The organism is Claveliimonas sp., assembly GCF_037273965.1.
GTDB classification, from domain to species: Bacteria; Bacillota; Clostridia; order Lachnospirales; family Lachnospiraceae; genus Claveliimonas; species Claveliimonas bilis.
Map to the genome: position 1 here is coordinate 1 of NZ_JAYAZJ010000051.1, position 16,684 is coordinate 16,684.

Consider the following 16,684-nt stretch of genomic DNA (forward strand, 5'->3'; position numbering starts at 1 on the left):
TCTCTATAGGAGCCTGAAACTTCCTTAAGTTCTTCTGTGATCGTGCCAAAAGCTACTCGGACACCAACCATCGCTTCCATTCCCAGCGTATCTACAATAACATCGGCAATATGCTGTACTTCCGGATAATCCTCTGTTTTTTCCAGCGCTTTTATCAAAATTACATGTCCCTCTTCTACTGACGTTATAAAGTCTTTTATTCCTGTGGCAAAAAGACTCCGAAGTGTTTCCATGACAATGCTTTCTGTTTCACTCCTGGATTTTATCAAAAATACCACTCGTTTTCCGGTAACAGGTATCTTCAGTTTTTTTGCCTGATTATAAATATCAACCAGCAGCATATCGTTCAGAAGAAGATTCTGGATAAAACGATTTTTGTCCATTCGGTTCCGGTTGATCTGGATCAGGCTTTCCAAATGACTGACGCCGAACCTTCCGGCCATGACTGCTCTCTCATCCGTCCCGTCCACAGCCAGAACATACGCCGTATCTCCCTCTGCCAGAAACAGGCTTTCTTTTCCTATAGTTTCCCTCGTACCGGAATGTTCAAATTCTGCGATAAATTCTGCGATAGAATCGGCGTCAGGCTTTGCCTTTATACTGGTCGCTGCCACACATTTTCCTTCTTGACTCCATATGGAGCATTCCAGTCCGGCGATTCTTCTGATCTCCTGTATCAGTTTCTGTATCGTTTGATTTGAAAGCAACTGTTCACATCCTTTCCCTGTACTCTGACTGCCTTTTCCACTCTTTCATCCGGCAGTCAAACAGATGTATTTCTCTCTCTGTCTGATACTTTCTGGCAGAAAGGTATCCGATGACGGCTCCCAATATCAACACCGCAGCAATTTGAGATGTTCTGATCTTCATTTTTTCTCCCCTCACTATCTCATCCCTACATTGCTGCCGCCTTATGAAACAGCCGTCAAAAAATGTCGGTTTTTGACTTTTGCCTTAACACAAAAGAGGGCGGTACCTCGCTTTCGTACCGCCCCTTTTATTTTCAAGCCGAAATCTAGTTTGTGATTGTCTGCTCTGTCTCTTTGTCAAATACGTGGATCTTTTCTGCATCCAGCGCAAATTTTACAACATCGCCTGTTCTTGCGGTTGTTCTTGGATCAACTCTTGCTGTCATGCTTGCTCCCTCGTAATCAAAGTACAGGAATACTTCTGCTCCCAGCATTTCGTATACGCGGATCTTAGCTTCGATTACTGTATTAGGAGATGCCTCAATGAACATCTGCTCATCATGTACATCCTCCGGACGAATACCAAGTACAACTGTCTTTCCGTCATATCCTCCTTCGATCAGTTTCTTTGCCTTTGCCGGCGGAAGCTCGATTGAGGACGGACCTGCCTGGAGAACAACCTTGTCTCCATTCACTTTACATACAGCATCTACGAAGTTCATCTGAGGTGATCCGATAAATCCTGCAACAAACAGGTTGCACGGATAATCGTACAGTGTCTGCGGAGTATCTACCTGCTGTACAACACCTGCATTCATAACAACGATTCTTGTTCCCAGAGTCATAGCCTCTGTCTGGTCATGTGTTACATAGATGATCGTTGTTCCCAGTCTCTGATGAAGTTTGGAAATCTCAATACGCATCTGTCCACGAAGTTTTGCATCCAGGTTAGAAAGAGGCTCATCCATAAGGAATACCTTTGGATTACGAACGATCGCACGTCCCATAGCAACACGCTGTCTCTGTCCACCGGAAAGAGCTTTCGGCTTACGGTCAAGAAGTGCTTCCAGATCCAGGATCTTTGCAGCTTCACGTACCATTTTATCGATCTCGTCTTTCGGTACTTTCCGAAGTTTCAGTCCAAATGCCATATTGTCATAAACTGTCATATGCGGATACAGAGCGTAGTTCTGGAATACCATCGCGATATCACGGTCTTTTGGCTCTACATCGTTTACAAGCTTGTCTCCGATGTAAAGTTCACCGGAAGTAATCTCCTCAAGACCTGCAACCATACGAAGTGTTGTGGATTTACCACATCCGGACGGTCCTACAAAGATAATAAATTCTTTATCTTCGATTTCCAGATTAAAATCCTTTACTGCTTCAAATCCGTTAGGATATGTTTTGTTAATATGCTTTAATGATAAACTTGCCATTTCTTTTCGTTCCTCCTGTTCGCCGACTCTTTTATTCTGTAAAAAGTATATTAAAAATGGGTAAATACGACTATACCAAAGTTGAACAATCTTTTTTTATTTTTCTATACAAGTTGACTAAGAAGATTTCTCCTGCTGCCGTCATACTGCTATTGTCAGGATAAAAGAGCCTGGTAAACATCTCTTTTGGAAATTCCCCTGTCTTTTGCCACCTTTTTCATGGCTTCCTTCTTCTCTACCCCTTGTTCGGTATAATATTCCATATGCTCCGGGATGCTCATTTCCTCCCACTTTCTGCGTGTTTCTTCCTGCAGCTTCTGCATGCTTTTGCCTTCAATGACGAGCACACATTCCCCTCTTGGTTCATTGGCTTCATAATACTGCAAAGCCTCCTTAAGTGTTGTGCGGAAAATTGTTTCATGTTTCTTTGTCAGCTCCCGGCATACGGAAATCAGCCTGTCTCCCAGCACATCTTCCAGCTCTTTCAGCGTTTTCAAAAGCCGATGGGGCGCTTCGTAAAGAACGATCGTCCTTGTTTCCCTTTTAAGTGCTTCCAAAACACTTTTCCGCTCTTTTTTATCGGAGGGGAGAAACGCCTCAAATGCAAACCTCCTTGTGGGAAGGCCGGACAGGATCAACGCCGTGACACAGGCTGCCGGCCCGGGAATGGCCGTAACCGTCACTCCTGCATCTGCGCACATTTTCACCAGCTCTTCTCCGGGATCGGAAATTCCCGGCGTCCCCGCATCTGTAACAAGGGCAATGTTCTTTCCTTCCATAAGAAGCTGCAGCAGTTTTTTCCCTTTTTCAATTTTATTATATTCATGGTAACTTGTCATAGGCGTATGAATATCGAAGTGATTCAAAAGCCGGATAGTATTGCGGGTATCCTCCGCCGCAATGAGGTCTGCCTCTTTCAGCACCCTCGCCGCCCGGTATGTCATGTCCTCCAGATTCCCAATGGGAGTCGCACACAAATATAAAGTACCTGCCATATTATTTCCCTGCCCTTTCTTCGTCTGGTTCATCCAGGCCGTACAGTTTTAATAATTCTTCCGTATAAGTCCCGCCTTTTTTGTATACGATCAGAGGCGGTTCTACCGTCAGGCGGGGACGGCCGCCTTTCACCCCTTCTACCAGGACCATATTCGGCTCTTTGTCTCTATAGGGATAGACAAGGCGCATACGCTTAGGTTCCAGATGATACCTGCTCATTCCTGCCAGGATCTCCGTAAGCCGAAAGGGCCTATGCACCATATAAAATCTTCCTTTTTCTTTCAGAACAAGAGCACTTTGTCTTAATACGTCTTCCAGCGTACAGAGCACCTCATGACGCGCCACGTATTTGGCATAATTTTCATTTTTCAATCCATGCTGCCCGATCATATAGGGCGGATTCACCGTAACGACATGAAAGGAGGCGGCGCCGAAAAGGGCGGATGCCTCCTTGATATCTCCTGTTACGATCGAAATCTTTTGTTCCAAATGATTCAGGCATACACTTCTTCTTGCCATGTCAGCGCTCTCTTCCTGAATTTCCAGCCCTGCAAAAGACTGTCCTTCCGGATTCTTTGCCTCAAGAAGCAGAGGGAGGATTCCTGTTCCCGTTCCCAGGTCCAGTGCCTTTTCCCCTCTTTTTATTTTTGCAAACGCCGAGAGAAGAACCGCATCCATACCGAAGCAGAATCTGCCCGGACTCTGGATGATCCGGTATCCATTGATCTGCAGGTCATCCAGCCGTTCTCCTGGTTTTAAATTATTCATCATCTAATTTGGATACCCCTTCATTCTTACCTTCCAAGGCCTTCAGTTCTTTCAGCTCTTCTTTGCTAAGCTTCATTTCTTTTTTCTTCTTTTTGGAACGGAAGCGCAGCTCTCCGGCCTTGTATTCCCGGATTTCTTTTTCGTCATCATCCAGCTGCACCACTACTTTGACAAGCTGGCGCAGCACATTGACAGACTGCACTTCTCCCCGCAGTTTCTCCGGCGTTGTCACCGTATCTCCCACTGCCGGCAGCCGACTGTTCAACTCTTCGTATGTTTCTTCCTCATTGGTCAGACAGCACATCAAACGGCCGCACACTCCTGATATTTTGCTTGGATTCAGAGACAGGTTCTGCTCCTTTGCCATTTTGATCGATACCGGCGCAAATTCTGTCAAATATGTATGACAGCAGAGCGGACGGCCACAGATCCCTATACCTCCCCGGATTTTCGTTTCATCCCTCACGCCGATCTGGCGCAGCTCAATCCTGGTGCGGAACACACTTGCCAGATCTTTTACCAGCTCGCGGAAATCGATCCGTCCGTCTGCAGTAAAGTAAAACAGTACTTTATTATTGTCAAATGTATACTCCGCATCGATCAGTTTCATTTCCAAACCGTGCTTGCGTATTTTCTCCAGGCAGATCTTGAATGCTTCTTTTTCTTTTTCTCTGTTCTTTTCTTCTTTCCGGATGTCATCCGCTGTGGCAATGCGAATGACAGACTTCAGGGGAAGGGTTATGTTATCTTCTTCTACTTCCCTTGGCCCTGCTGCCACATAACCAAATTCCACTCCTCTTGCCGTTTCCACGATCACGTTGTCTCCCTGCTTGATCTCCAGCTTTCCGGGGGAGAAAAAATAGATCTTTCCGGCAGTGCGGAATCTTACTCCAATTACTTTTATCATATTGTCAGTTCTCCTTTATCGTCAAAAGCAGGAGCTCCATCACCAGTTCAAAATTAACATTGGCTTTCAGCCTCTGCTTTGCTTTTTCCAGGCTTTCCAGTATCAGCTCAATCCCTTCGTAGGAGCTTTTGCGCGCCCTTTCCTGGATATAAGGAAGCTGATCTTTGAATACTACCCTGTCCATTTCTTTTGTTGCCTTATACAGCAGTACATCCCGGTACCATATCATGATGATATCCAGATAATCGTTTACCTCCAGCTTATAGGTGCTGATCTTTTTAATGGCCTTCACAATTTCGCTGACATCCATCTCGTTGATGTACTTTAAAAGCTGTACCGCTTCCTCCCGGATCTCATTGAAATATTCGGAGTTTGCCAGCATAATGGCGCGCCCCATATTTCCCTGGGCAAATGCCGTGCACATGTCCGCCTTGTAATCCGGTATCTGCAGGCTTTCCATCAGATATTTTCGGATCAGCGTATCCCGGATATTCCGGAGCTTCAGCATGACGCATCTGGATGTGATCGTCGGCAGCAGCACTTCTGCATTTTCTGTCAAAAGGAAGATAACCGCATATTCCGGTGGTTCTTCGATGGTCTTTAAAAGGGCGTTCTGTGCCTGTACTGTCATCAGATCCGCTTCTGCTATAATATAAATTTTATAAGGTCCCTGATAAGGTTTGATCTGTATATCATTGTTCACCTGCTGCCGGATATCATCCACACTGATGGTATTGGGCTTCTCATGGTTCACCCGGATAATATCCGGGTGGTTGCCGCTTTCTGCCTGCTTGCAGGAATGGCACACATTGCATGGATCCGGCCCTCCTTTTTCGCACAGGAGTGTTGTGGCAAAAAGATTGGCCAGCATTTTTTTGCCGGATCCCCGCTCTCCATTCAGAATGTAGGCGTGGGACACTTTATTTTCCTCTACTGCATTGTGTATATATTTTATAATATCCTTATGTCCTACTACGTCTTTAAAGCTTGCCATTGTATATTACCTCTGTGATTTCTTCTAAACATTGTTCTTTGCTGCTGTTGTCAAACCTTCGTCTGATACCCAGCTTCTTCAGGTTCTCTTCTGAAAAATCCTCTTCGTCTGCCAGGAAGCGGCGGCACATTTCTTTGTATTTAGGCTGTGCCTGCTGCCGTTCCCGAAGGAGCGCCCTTGTAAGCCTCTCCCCGTCTTCGACTTCTATATAAAGGGGAATCAAATGCTCTTCCCCATAGTATTCTCTCATTTTTCTATAAGATTCCAGCGTTCCGATCATCAGATAATCAGAACTTTCCAGATCAATCTGCCCGTCCGCTGCAGTAAAATATTTCCAGATGCCATGAACCGTATCATAAGAGCGGATTTCTATGATCTTGTGCTCTGCTTCCATTTTAGCCAAAGCCGCCTCATCTGTAAAAAAATATTCCACCCCGTTTTTTTCTCCTGCACGGATCGGCCTTGTCGTATAAGGGACAACCATTCCAAGCTGTGGACAGCGCTCTTTGAGTTCTCTGAAGATCGTGTCCTTTCCGGATGCACTTTTTCCCATGATATAAAATATTTTACCCATTGTTCCAGACTCCAATGCTTCCTTCTTTTTCCAGGCCCTCTATTTTAAAACCAAGCTTTTGATAGCCTGCAAGCCGTTTGATACATTCCCTGCTGATCCGCTCGCCCGGTACGATCATCGGGCAGCCCGGCGGATAGAGGTAGGCATACTCCAAAGAGATCATTCCCTCACTCTTTTCAACAGGCAGGTATGTTGTTTCTTTTGCCCCGCAAAGGGCTACCTTGGCGCTTGTACAGATAACAGGATTTTCAGGCAGTTTTGCTATATCGTCTTCCTGTACGTTTTCCCGAAGTTTAGCAGCTGCATCCAGCTCAAACAGGGCCTGCTCAAGCCGTGCAAATCCTTCCTTCGTATCTCCCGGAGATGTCATGGCAAGTACATAGGATCCCGCCGCCATCTCCATCTGAAGATGATACTTTTCCAAAAGCTCCCTGTACAGCTCTCTGCCGCTCATATCCGTATGTCTTACAGAAATTACAAGTTTTGACCGGTCGTAATGTTCTGTCTGTACCAGTTTCAAATGTTTCAGATTCTGCAGATTTTTCCGCAGAGTATCAAGATTCCTTACATAAGGTTCAAAAAGCTGCTCCTTCTCCTCCCTGAGCATCCGAATACATTCATGAATACTCGCCATCAGGATATAGGAAGGACTGCTTGACTGGAGCATATCCAGATAAGAAGAAATCCTTCTTTTATCTATATACTCCCCTCTCATATGGAGCAGCGCTGTCTGTGTCAGAGAGGGAAGGGTTTTATGAAGGCTGTGGATCACCACATCCGCACCTTTTTTCAGCGCATTTTCCGGAAAATAAGGATGAAATCCAAAATGTGCGCCGTGGGCTTCATCCACGATCAGGGGGATTCCCCTTTCATGGACTGCCTCTGCAATTGACTCAATATCAGAGACAACTCCGTCATAGGTGGGTGAGACAATAACAACCGCCTTTATCCGGGAATGCTTAGTAAGCGCAGCTTTCACTGCGCTTACGGAGATTTCCGTATTTAACTGAAACTGACGGCTGAAACCGGGCCACAGATAGACCGGTTCCAGCTCATTCAGAAATATGGCATGGTAGACGGATTTATGACAGTTTCTTGCAACAAGGATCTGATCTCCCTTTTTCGTACAGCCAAGAACAGCACTTAAAATCCCTGCTGTACTTCCATTTACCAGAAACTTCGTTTCCTCTGCTCCGTAGAGCCTGGCCGCCTCCTGCTGGGCTTCTTTTATAATGCCGTCTGCATGATGAAGATCGTCAAACCCCTCAATCTCTGTAATATCGATCCCATAGGGAAGCCCTTCACCAAAACGTATCTGATTTCTTTTGTGTCCCGGCATGTGGAAGCCATAATAATCCGTATCGCTGTATGCCTTCAGCCTGCTGTATAGTGTCTCCATATATATTCTCTACAATCTTTTCAGAAGTTCTTCTCTTTCTTTTTCGTATCCCGGTTTTCCAAGAAGAGCAAACATGTTTTTCTTGTAGCTCTCTACTCCCGGCTGGTTGAAAGGATTTACACCGGATACATATCCGCTGACGCCGCATGCAAATTCAAAGAAGTAGAACAGCTGTCCCAGATAATATTCGTTCTGCTCCGGAATATTTACCATCAGGTTCGGAACATTTCCGTCTGTATGTGCAAGAACAGTACCGTTCATTGCGCTCTTATTTACAAAATCAACGGTCTTTCCTGCCAGATAGTTCAATCCGTCCAGATCTACCGGCTCTTCATTCAGAATGATCTCTTCCTGAGAAGTTTCCACATTCATTACGGTTTCATACATGATACGGCTTCCATCCTGGATAAACTGTCCCATGGAATGAAGGTCTGTCGTAAGATCAACAGATGCCGGGAAGATTCCCTTCTGGTCTTTTCCTTCACTTTCGCCGTAAAGCTGTTTCCACCATTCTGATACATAGTGAAGGCTTGGCTCATAGTTTGCCAGTACTTCCACAGATTTTCCTTTTCTGTGCAGAATGTTTCGGATTGCCGCATACTGAAGAGCGTCGTTTTCTTCAAATGAGTTGTTTAAAGCCATCTCTCTTCCGGATGCTGCGCCTTCCATCAGCTTTTCAATATCTGCTCCGCTGACTGCGATCGGCAGAAGACCTACTGCTGTCAGTACAGAGAAACGTCCTCCTACATCATCCGGAACAACAAATGTTTCATAACCTTCCTCTGTTGCAAGGTTCTTCAGCGCTCCCTTTGCTTTATCAGTTGTAGCGTAAATTCTCTTTGCCGCCTCTTCTTTGCCGTATTTTTTCTCCAGCATTTCCTTGAAAATACGGAATGCGATAGCCGGCTCTGTTGTAGTTCCGGATTTGGAAATAATATTTACGGAGAAATCTCTGTCTCCGATCACGTCAATAAGATGTTTCAGGTAGGTACTGCTTATGCTGTTTCCTGCATAGTAAATCTCCGGTGTCTTACGGATTTCCTTTGGAACCATGTTGTAGAAATTGTGGCGCAGAAATTCAATTGCTGCCCTTGCTCCCAGGTAGGATCCGCCGATTCCGATCACGATCAGCACTTCGGAATCCGCCTTTATTTTCTCTGCTGCTTTCTGGATGCGTGAAAACTCTTCTTTATCATAGGCAACCGGCAAATCGATCCATCCGAGGAAATCATTTCCCGCACCATTTCTGCCTGTCAGCACATCTTTTGCATCTTCCACGATCTTCTTCATAGCTTCTATTTCATGTTCTTTTACAAATGCTGCTGCTTTTGAATAATCAAATGTCACTTTACTGCTCATAGTAATACCTTCCTTCTATCTATCTTATGTTATTTCCATCCGGGTAATCTGCTATTATTACATGTGCCTCCCGGTAGCTTTTTAACGCGCCTGCAACACTTTTCCATCGGTATCGCACACTACGCTATTTTTATTTTAGCAGTATTGCCCCCTCTTGGCAAGGAAAATAGCGTATGGAAATCAAGCCAGAAACTCTTCCAGTATCTCTCTTATCAGTACTTCTTTGGGCACTTCTTTTTCTTTCTGGCCTTTGCATTCGTCTTTCAGATCTCTCGCTTCCTCTGCCTTCCTTTTTACTGAGGCATTTTTCACAGAGCTGTTTCTGGTCCGCTGGCTGAAAGCTGCATTTTCTTCCTTTTTCTGCTCTTCTGTTCTTTTTACCGCAGCAACTTCCGGCTCCATGCGGTTGGCCGCCTCCCAGGCTCCGGCTGCTTCCGAAACAGTCTGTGCTCCTGCCTCCCTGGAAGCAAGGGGTTCCGGCGATGGTTCGTCTTCTTCCAGAAGCACGTCGCCTGCTGCCCGGGTATCTGCAGCCGTCTGTGAAACCACCCCACTCTGTATTGGAGTTCTTTCCGGTTCAGGCGGCGCCATTTCCTTCCACTCTTCCCGTATCTCTTTTTGCTGTGCCTTTTCGTACCTGCGGGCGCAGATATTTTCCAGGTAGTCTACCATGTAATTTTTCACTGCATCCAGCTGATACTTCTCATCTCCGGTAAGCTGGAACAGAAATACAAGGATAGCCGTTCCGGCTCCTCCGGCGGCATACTGAAGCACCTGATCTCCCATACCATATAATGAGTACCATGCCGCTGCTCCGGCAAGGCCGAAGATCAGGCAAAGCCATACCGCTGCCTTTTCCATCCTCCGCCATGTGTGGAGACGAAGTCCCACCACGCGGTATTCATACAGATATTTCCCTACAAAGGCATCTACATTCTGCACCCGGTCGCTGATCATGCAGGTGTGTTCAAATTTTGCCTTGATCAGCCGGACCAGAGCATGACTGCTTTTGTTCATATTTCCTGCTGCCCGAACCAGCCTTTTCAGGGAAAATCCCGCCACACATTTACTAAGCACTCCTAATACCGCTGCTATCCCGATCAGTATGACCAGGATCTGCTTGTCCAATACCACTTCTAACATCACAAAACCCTCCTTCTTTGATTCGATTATACTCGAACCGGAAGAAGAAATCAGAAAAACCGTTCAACAGTTTTCGCCCCTGGTTTCTTGCATTTTGTTGGTTTTTCTTCTTTTTTGACAAAAGTGGCAGGACTCATTTTTCAGATCCGCGGAAGCAGATTTTTTACAAGCCTTACACTGTGGCTGATTGCCTGCTTTTCAAAAGCCGGATAGTCCATCGTGGCGCTGTTGTCGGCTTTATCCGAAATCGCCCGGATTATGACATACGAAATTTTGTTCAGGTAGGCGGCGTGCGCAATGCCCGCTCCCTCCATCTCTGTGCACAGAGGATGGAATTTTTCTACAATACTTTCTTTTACTTCTTTTGATGACACAAACTGATCTCCAGTCACAATTCTCCCTGTAAAAGTGTGGATATCCGAATTTGCTTCCTCGTTTGCCGCTTTCGCAAGTTCTATGAGGCGCCCATCCGCCGGAAAAGAAAAGATATCCATTTGCGGGATCTGTCCTGGTTCATAACCAAAATTCACCGCATCCATATCATGATACAGAGCGTCTGTAGAAATAACCATATCTCCAATATCAATTCTGGCATCCAAAGATCCGGCAATTCCTGTGTTGATCAGCACGTCCACCTTATACACCGTAGCAAGAATCTGTGCACACAGGGCAGCGTTCACCTTGCCGATACCGCTTCGTACTACAACCGCATCTTTTCCGCACAGTTTCCCTTTCACAAAGGTCATGCCAATCTGTTCCTCTGTTTTTTCTATTTCCATAGCTTCTTTCAGAGCCGCCACTTCGTCTTCCATTGCTCCGATAATTCCTATCATATGCTTTGCCTCCTTTTACTTTTTCTTACTGCATTGAGTATATTCGTTCCGGGCTGCTTTGGCAAGTCCGGGATACTGCCGCTGACGGAATTTTGTATGAAACAGGCTTGCCAATAAGGGGTACCATCTGTCATAATAAAAATATTGATATTTTCTTAATGACTACAGAGGAGGTATAGATATGCAGTACAGACCAATGGGCGTCTGTTCCAGACAGATCAATGTAGAATTAGACGGAGACACCATTAAATCCGTAGAGTTTGTCGGAGGATGCGCAGGCAATACAATGGGAATTTCTCATCTCGTCAAAGGAATGAACGTGGACGAGGCCATCGAGCGTATGGAGGGAATCCGCTGCGGCAACAAACCGACATCCTGCCCGGATCAGCTGGCAAAAGCCCTGCGCGCCGCGAAAGAGTGTTAAGTGTTTAACAGGGGACGTAACACTTTTAAAGTTTACTACGTCCCAAATTGACATATACCCCGGGTATTTTTGTCGATTTTCTATATTTATCTATAACGGAAAAGGAAGGCAAGCGTTCATGCTCACCTTCCTCTCCTTGTTTCTTGGATTTGTTCTCTTGTTTTCTTTTTGCTGGAACTGCTGTATTTACTACTTTGCGACGACTTTAGTCCTTTCAGACCTGATGACGGCTTCTCAATGTAAGGAAAAAATAAAAAAATTAGGTTTCATATAGTTTCCAATTTGCACCGCAAAGTAGTAAATACAACAGTCCCAGCATGGTGCTTGGTCATGTTTTGGCTAATACAAAGGTCTAAGGTTCCTCAATGTAAATACCATTGGTGTAAGAGCTACTCATGTCATTTCCTGCCGAATGCACGCAGCGGACACGGTAATACCAGTCCCCTTCTACCTCGATCCTTTTGTTGGAGCTGACAGAAATTGCATTCTCATTCTCCTTCTGCCAGGTATCTACGTAATGCCAAGTATCGTTTTCATCTTTTGCCCTTTCCACCATAACACCAACTTTTACGGATTCTACTTCATGCTGTGCAATGGTAGTTCCTCCAGCGTAGATGACCCCAGGTCCCAGCCGTACAATCTTAGAATACCCGGTCTGAAGATCTGCACCTCTGGTAATTGATGTGGCTATACCTGTAGATTCTGTTTCGTGTGTGAGATATGAGTGATTGTTAATAGGTTGACTTTCAGTCGCATTTGTTTGGAATCCCGCGGTTATTGTTAGTCCCATAATCATCACAACAGCACAGCACACAGATATAATCCTTCTCTTCATATCATCCCTCCACATTTCCTACTTTTCTTTCCTCATATAGTAAGACACATATCCGGACAAAAACTGACGGGATTTTTATAAAAAATATAAATTTTTTAAAATTTCTTCCAATTCTGCCTTTTCCATAATACCAGTTAGCTGGTAATGCACATCCTGATAATCAAACTCTGCTGAAAATTCCGTTTCATCGGTTTCTGAAATCAAATATTCTCTCACCTCAACCGTAAAGCGGTCTGTCTTGTATGGGTAGGTATCAACCAGTTGATCTTCAATATCTGAACCAAAAGAGCTGTCTGCATAGGACAGACTTATAATATATGAAACAACATTTCCTTCCATATCAAAAAGCAAATTTGCTGTCTGCAGTATCTCATCTATTTCCACTCCGACAAACTGCATCCCTTCTTGATTAGTCAGCAGCCTCACTGGGTCAATCCCTAATTCATCTTTTATCTGCTGATATGCCTTTTCTTCTTCGCTTTCCCCAGATTTTAGTGTCTCATCGTTATCTGATTCTATCTGTGTCATCTCTCTTCCGCCAACCATCTGCTGCATGACTTCCATCACTCGTTTCGGTCCGCCTACACTTGTGATTCCAAGTCCCAGCACAAATACCATCACAGCAGCAAGGGCCGCAATACGCCTCCAACCCATACGGCGTTTTCGTACTGTCCGGCGGGTCTCATCTTCTTCCCGCTCTTTCTGAAGCATTCTTCCCAGGCGGAGAGCCTCCCGGTCTTTCTCCGACAATTTACTGAGAGCTTTCTGTGTCTCGTATTCTTCTATCTGTGCATACAGCCTGTCCTTCACACTGTCATCAGGGGACAGATCAGCAAGCTCCGGATGCTCTTCCAGCTCTTTTTCTATTTCTTCTGCCTCCCTCTGAAGCTGTTCATTCAAAAACTGACTGAATTGTTCGTTGTCGAATTGTTCTTTCATGACATACCTCTCTCGATTTTCGATTTATAGCATTTTCATTTATGACTTTTTCTTGACCCTTTCCCTTGTTACGTATACAATTGTCTTAGAATGTTTAAATCGGAGGAACAATATGAAACGTATCATTTTAACCGGCGGCGGTACCGCCGGCCATGTTACCCCTAATATCGCTTTATTGCCGCGGCTAAAAGAATTGCAGTATGATATTCACTATATTGGTTCTTACAATGGCATTGAAAAAGAATTAATCGAGCAGTTCGGCATCCCTTATCATGGAATTTCTTCCGGGAAGCTCCGCCGCTATTTCAGCCTTCAGAATTTCACAGATCCTTTTCGCGTATTGAAAGGGTTTGGGGAAGCAAAAAGATTGATCAAACTATTAAATCCTGATGTTATTTTTTCTAAAGGCGGTTTTGTATCCGTTCCTGTTGTCATGGCCGGAAAAAAATGTAAAGTACCTACTATTATACATGAATCCGATATGACTCCCGGTCTTGCAAATAAATTGTCGATTCCATCTGCCACAAAAGTCTGCTGCAATTTCCCGGAGACAGTAAAACTTCTCCCCGCAGACAAAGCGGTTCTGACCGGTTCTCCCATCCGTCAGGAATTGCTGGAAGGCGATAAAGAAAAAGCCAGATCATTTACGGGATTATCTCCCGACAAACCGGTTATTCTTATTATTGGCGGAAGCCTGGGAGCCGCTGCGATCAATGATGCCGTGCGCAGTAATCTTCCTGAAATCCTGAAAGAGTTCCAGATCATTCATCTGTGCGGACGCGGCAAGCTTGACCCTACTTTAAACAATATAAGCGGCTATGTCCAGTACGAATACATCAAAGATGAGCTGAAAGATCTGTTCGCACTTACGGATATTGTAATATCAAGAGCCGGTGCAAATGCTATCTGTGAGCTGCTTGCCCTTCATAAGCCCAATCTTTTGATACCTTTGTCTGCCAATGCAAGCCGCGGCGACCAGATCCTGAATGCCCGTTCCTTTGAACGCCAGGGCTTCAGCCTTGTTCTGGAAGAAGAAAATATTACCAGTGAAACTTTGCTTTCATCTATCCATGAATTGTATGCAAATCGCCGGCAGTATGTAGATGCTATGGCGAAATCTCACCAACAAAATTCTATTGACACTATTATTGATTTAATTGAATCTGCTGTCAATGAATAATATTGCTGTAAAAAACAGGTGTCGTATCGGCACCTGTTTTTATGCTTCATGGATGTGGTCATATTCTTCTCTGCAATACTCCTTTATCCAATTTCTTGCTCTATACAACATACTATGTAAAGTATCCAGATTAACACCCATACACTCCGCTACTTCTTTCTGCGGTCTTTCCATACAGTAAACCAGCGTAACCGCATCATACCATCGGCGATTCTTTTCATACAGTGCATCTAAAATCGTTATCGTAGATGTAAACACTTCTCTCTTCCAGAGTTTTCTAAAGAATATCGTTTCAGTGCTCTCACTGCAATCCATTTTATCTTCACCAAATTCTTCAAAATCTACAAGCTGTTCCCTACTGCGATCTCTTCTGTAATTCAAAGCTATATTTCTGGTTGTTGTCAGCAGCCATTGTCTGGTATTATCGATCGACGCATGTTCCATGTAGATATAGTATCTAAGAAATGCCTCCTGTGTAATATCTTCTGCAGTATGCCATTCCTTTGTGTACATCATTGCTGTCTGAAAGATTTTGGCCTTATGCTGTTCATATATGGCATCGAATCCGGATCCTCCTATGAATTCTATTTCCACATCAATATTCCTTTTATCCCTTGTATTCCTTTTTCTATCAGGCCTCTCTCAATTTGGCGAGAATGTCGTCCCGTTCCTCGTCTGTAAGCTCTCCCATTTTCCATCCAAGCCCAACCTGGTCTCCCTTATAACGCGGAATTAAATGCATATGGAAGTGAAATACCGTCTGGCCGGCAGTCTCGCCATTATTCTGCACGACGTTATATCCGTCACAGCCCAGCACTTCTGTCAGTTTTGTAATCATTTTTTTTGCAACCGGCAATGCTTTTGCCGCCAGTTCGTCGGGAAGCATATACAGATTCTCGTAATGTTCCTTAGGTAAAAGGAGTGCATGTCCCCTGGATGCAGGTCCCAGATCCAGAATAATGCGAAAATCATCATCCTCATAAAGAGTAGCCGACGGAATTTCTCCATTTGCTATCTTGCAAAAAATACAGTTTTCATCTCTCATATCATCATCCTTCTTTCCTTAAAATAGTAATTGAATATTTGAACCGCCAGTGCTAAACTTGAAGTCCAGAAAGGCGGTAGTATCCTATGTTTACGAGTACTGATTACGACAAATTAGAACAATTAATGTCAGAAAAGCCCGAAAATCGAACTTTGATCCAGAAACTTTTGTCATCTCAGGAGGAAACGATATCAGCTATCAGCCATGAAATCAGAAATCCCCTCACTTTAGTCTACAGTACGCTTCAGTTTCTGGAATCACGCCATCCCGAAATCGTCTCTGACCGTTACTGGCGTTCTATGCGCGAAGATATTGAATATATGAAACAGCTTCTTGAAGAGCTTTCTTCTTTGAATCACAGTACATCCTTAAGCCGTTCCGTGTTTTCTTTCCGCGAATTTATGGAGCATATCGTACTTTCCTTTGCTTCTTCCTGCATGGATGGTCCGATTGAATTTACCTCTTTTTTGTCTCCTTCCCTTCCAACTGTCTGTGCAGACCGCACAAAACTTAAGGAAGTATTTCTCAATATTCTGCGCAACGCAGCGGAATCTATTGACGGATCCGGCTCTATCCGGCTTGAAGCATTTGTACAGAACCACAATATTACTGTACAGATTGAGGATTCCGGCTGTGGTATCTCCGAGGAACAGCAAAACCAGATCTTTCAGCCCTTTGTGACCTATAAATCCAATGGAACCGGACTGGGACTTGCCATTGTCCGCCGGGTCATCGATGCCCATGAAGGTCAGATAACTGTAACATCAACGGTAGGAAAAGGAACCGTATTCACGATCCTTCTTCCAATATAAACATATTGCCAGGATGAATCCGCAGACCAGCCCGCCAATGTGAGCGTAATTATCTACTCCTGTGCTTGTAAACCCATAGTACAATGTAAAGACTGCCATCCACGCCAATCCTCTGCCGGATATCCTGCCAATCCTGCCGTGATTTCTGACCGCTATATAAAGAAGCGCTCCGATAATGCCAAAGATTGCCCCTGAAGCGCCGGCACTTACCGCATACTCTCCTGTTCTGATATCCATAATCATAGACAGCAGATTTCCGGCAATACCTGAACAGAGGTATATAATAACATATTTTATTTTTCCAACTGTCAATTCCAGCTGCCACCCCAACAACCCAAGGCTTAGCAT

At 44.7% G+C, this 16,684-nt stretch carries 19 protein-coding genes and 1 pseudogene; 3 read left to right on the forward strand and 17 right to left on the reverse strand.

The genetic code is table 11. The features are described 5' to 3' along the window. The 12 genes and pseudogenes from WJ238_RS03585 to WJ238_RS03640 form a co-directional block, all read right to left on the reverse strand. A pseudogene (locus tag WJ238_RS03585) lies at positions 1-707 on the reverse strand (PucR family transcriptional regulator); the annotation flags it as partial. Positions 708-711: 4 nt separating this feature from the next. Next, positions 712-870, reverse strand: a complete 159-nt coding sequence (locus tag WJ238_RS03590) for a hypothetical protein (RefSeq protein ID WP_230107371.1) — start codon at positions 868-870, stop codon at positions 712-714. Positions 871-1,015: 145 nt separating this feature from the next. Continuing rightward, complete coding sequence (locus WJ238_RS03595; RefSeq protein WP_230107372.1) at positions 1,016-2,128, reverse strand: ABC transporter ATP-binding protein; 1,113 nt, start codon at positions 2,126-2,128, stop codon at positions 1,016-1,018. A gap of 155 nt (positions 2,129-2,283) precedes the next feature. Beyond that, positions 2,284-3,123, reverse strand: a complete 840-nt coding sequence (rsmI, locus tag WJ238_RS03600; RefSeq protein WP_337606176.1) for a 16S rRNA (cytidine(1402)-2'-O)-methyltransferase — start codon at positions 3,121-3,123, stop codon at positions 2,284-2,286. A gap of 1 nt (position 3,124) precedes the next feature. Beyond that, complete coding sequence (locus WJ238_RS03605) at positions 3,125-3,895, reverse strand: tRNA1(Val) (adenine(37)-N6)-methyltransferase (protein WP_316266020.1); 771 nt, start codon at positions 3,893-3,895, stop codon at positions 3,125-3,127. Continuing rightward, positions 3,885-4,799, reverse strand: coding sequence for a PSP1 domain-containing protein (locus WJ238_RS03610; RefSeq protein ID WP_316266019.1), 915 nt, complete (start codon positions 4,797-4,799; stop codon positions 3,885-3,887). The genes WJ238_RS03605 and WJ238_RS03610 overlap by 11 nt, the downstream gene beginning before the upstream one ends. Positions 4,800-4,803: 4 nt before the next feature. After that, positions 4,804-5,793, reverse strand: coding sequence for a DNA polymerase III subunit delta' (gene holB / locus WJ238_RS03615; RefSeq protein WP_230107376.1), 990 nt, complete (start codon positions 5,791-5,793; stop codon positions 4,804-4,806). Continuing rightward, a complete protein-coding gene (locus tag WJ238_RS03620) occupies positions 5,780-6,367 on the reverse strand; it encodes a nucleoside/nucleotide kinase family protein (protein WP_337606164.1) in 588 nt (195 codons plus the stop codon). Before WJ238_RS03620 ends, holB begins: the two co-directional genes overlap by 14 nt. Beyond that, on the reverse strand, positions 6,360-7,766 hold the full coding sequence (locus tag WJ238_RS03625; RefSeq protein ID WP_337606165.1) for an aminotransferase class I/II-fold pyridoxal phosphate-dependent enzyme: 1,407 nt from the start codon (positions 7,764-7,766) through the stop codon (positions 6,360-6,362). Before WJ238_RS03625 ends, WJ238_RS03620 begins: the two co-directional genes overlap by 8 nt. A gap of 9 nt (positions 7,767-7,775) precedes the next feature. After that, positions 7,776-9,125, reverse strand: coding sequence for a glucose-6-phosphate isomerase (locus tag WJ238_RS03630; protein WP_337606166.1), 1,350 nt, complete (start codon positions 9,123-9,125; stop codon positions 7,776-7,778). Positions 9,126-9,305: 180 nt separating this feature from the next. After that, positions 9,306-10,268, reverse strand: coding sequence for a hypothetical protein (locus WJ238_RS03635; protein WP_337606167.1), 963 nt, complete (start codon positions 10,266-10,268; stop codon positions 9,306-9,308). Between the two features lie 140 nt (positions 10,269-10,408). Continuing rightward, entirely contained in the window at positions 10,409-11,101 is a 693-nt protein-coding gene (locus WJ238_RS03640) for a 5'-methylthioadenosine/adenosylhomocysteine nucleosidase (RefSeq protein WP_337606168.1), read from the reverse strand. A 181-nt stretch (positions 11,102-11,282) separates the two neighbouring features. Between WJ238_RS03640 and WJ238_RS03645 the strand changes: the two genes are divergently transcribed. After that, positions 11,283-11,525, forward strand: coding sequence for a TIGR03905 family TSCPD domain-containing protein (locus WJ238_RS03645; protein ID WP_316267927.1), 243 nt, complete (start codon positions 11,283-11,285; stop codon positions 11,523-11,525). A 352-nt stretch (positions 11,526-11,877) separates the two neighbouring features. Here WJ238_RS03645 and WJ238_RS03650 read toward each other — a convergent pair whose 3' ends face one another. Further along, a complete protein-coding gene (locus tag WJ238_RS03650; RefSeq protein WP_337606169.1) occupies positions 11,878-12,360 on the reverse strand; it encodes a DUF6147 family protein in 483 nt (160 codons plus the stop codon). 75 nt (positions 12,361-12,435) lie between these two features. Next, entirely contained in the window at positions 12,436-13,299 is an 864-nt protein-coding gene (locus WJ238_RS03655; RefSeq protein WP_337606171.1) for a DUF4367 domain-containing protein, read from the reverse strand. Positions 13,300-13,411: 112 nt separating this feature from the next. Here WJ238_RS03655 and murG point away from each other — a divergent pair, with 112 nt between their 5' ends. Further along, entirely contained in the window at positions 13,412-14,479 is a 1,068-nt protein-coding gene (gene murG, locus WJ238_RS03660) for an undecaprenyldiphospho-muramoylpentapeptide beta-N-acetylglucosaminyltransferase (RefSeq protein ID WP_230107385.1), read from the forward strand. Between the two features lie 39 nt (positions 14,480-14,518). Here the strand turns inward: murG and WJ238_RS03665 are convergent, their stop codons facing one another. Then, a complete protein-coding gene (locus WJ238_RS03665; protein ID WP_230107386.1) occupies positions 14,519-15,073 on the reverse strand; it encodes an RNA polymerase sigma factor in 555 nt (184 codons plus the stop codon). A 37-nt stretch (positions 15,074-15,110) separates the two neighbouring features. Continuing rightward, positions 15,111-15,524 (reverse strand): HIT family protein, encoded by a 414-nt coding sequence (locus WJ238_RS03670; RefSeq protein ID WP_256193410.1) that lies wholly within the window; start codon positions 15,522-15,524, stop codon positions 15,111-15,113. Positions 15,525-15,610: 86 nt separating this feature from the next. On the opposite strand from WJ238_RS03670, the gene WJ238_RS03675 reads away from it, so the two are divergent. After that, on the forward strand, positions 15,611-16,336 hold the full coding sequence (locus WJ238_RS03675) for a sensor histidine kinase (RefSeq protein WP_337606173.1): 726 nt from the start codon (positions 15,611-15,613) through the stop codon (positions 16,334-16,336). Here the strand turns inward: WJ238_RS03675 and WJ238_RS03680 are convergent. Next, a partial coding sequence (locus WJ238_RS03680) for a rhomboid family intramembrane serine protease (protein WP_337606175.1) occupies positions 16,289-16,684 on the reverse strand: 396 nt, incomplete at its 5' end. The two genes, WJ238_RS03675 and WJ238_RS03680, sit on opposite strands and share 48 nt — an antisense overlap.

Bases quoted from the DNA above. Each gene is read 5' to 3' on its own strand.
- WJ238_RS03590 (WP_230107371.1), bottom strand. From the start codon at position 870: ATGAAGATCAGAACATCTCAAATTGCTGCGGTGTTGATATTGGGAGCC.
- WJ238_RS03595 (WP_230107372.1), bottom strand. From the start codon at position 2,128: ATGGCAAGTTTATCATTAAAGCATATTAACAAAACATATCCTAACGGA.
- rsmI (WP_337606176.1), bottom strand. From the start codon at position 3,123: ATGGCAGGTACTTTATATTTGTGTGCGACTCCCATTGGGAATCTGGAG.
- WJ238_RS03605 (WP_316266020.1), bottom strand. From the start codon at position 3,895: ATGATGAATAATTTAAAACCAGGAGAACGGCTGGATGACCTGCAGATC.
- WJ238_RS03610 (WP_316266019.1), bottom strand. From the start codon at position 4,799: ATGATAAAAGTAATTGGAGTAAGATTCCGCACTGCCGGAAAGATCTAT.
- holB (WP_230107376.1), bottom strand. From the start codon at position 5,793: ATGGCAAGCTTTAAAGACGTAGTAGGACATAAGGATATTATAAAATAT.
- WJ238_RS03620 (WP_337606164.1), bottom strand. From the start codon at position 6,367: ATGGGTAAAATATTTTATATCATGGGAAAAAGTGCATCCGGAAAGGAC.
- WJ238_RS03625 (WP_337606165.1), bottom strand. From the start codon at position 7,766: ATGGAGACACTATACAGCAGGCTGAAGGCATACAGCGATACGGATTAT.
- WJ238_RS03630 (WP_337606166.1), bottom strand. From the start codon at position 9,125: ATGAGCAGTAAAGTGACATTTGATTATTCAAAAGCAGCAGCATTTGTA.
- WJ238_RS03635 (WP_337606167.1), bottom strand. From the start codon at position 10,268: ATGTTAGAAGTGGTATTGGACAAGCAGATCCTGGTCATACTGATCGGG.
- WJ238_RS03640 (WP_337606168.1), bottom strand. From the start codon at position 11,101: ATGATAGGAATTATCGGAGCAATGGAAGACGAAGTGGCGGCTCTGAAA.
- WJ238_RS03645 (WP_316267927.1), top strand. From the start codon at position 11,283: ATGCAGTACAGACCAATGGGCGTCTGTTCCAGACAGATCAATGTAGAA.
- WJ238_RS03650 (WP_337606169.1), bottom strand. From the start codon at position 12,360: ATGAAGAGAAGGATTATATCTGTGTGCTGTGCTGTTGTGATGATTATG.
- WJ238_RS03655 (WP_337606171.1), bottom strand. From the start codon at position 13,299: ATGAAAGAACAATTCGACAACGAACAATTCAGTCAGTTTTTGAATGAA.
- murG (WP_230107385.1), top strand. From the start codon at position 13,412: ATGAAACGTATCATTTTAACCGGCGGCGGTACCGCCGGCCATGTTACC.
- WJ238_RS03670 (WP_256193410.1), bottom strand. From the start codon at position 15,524: ATGAGAGATGAAAACTGTATTTTTTGCAAGATAGCAAATGGAGAAATT.
- WJ238_RS03675 (WP_337606173.1), top strand. From the start codon at position 15,611: ATGTTTACGAGTACTGATTACGACAAATTAGAACAATTAATGTCAGAA.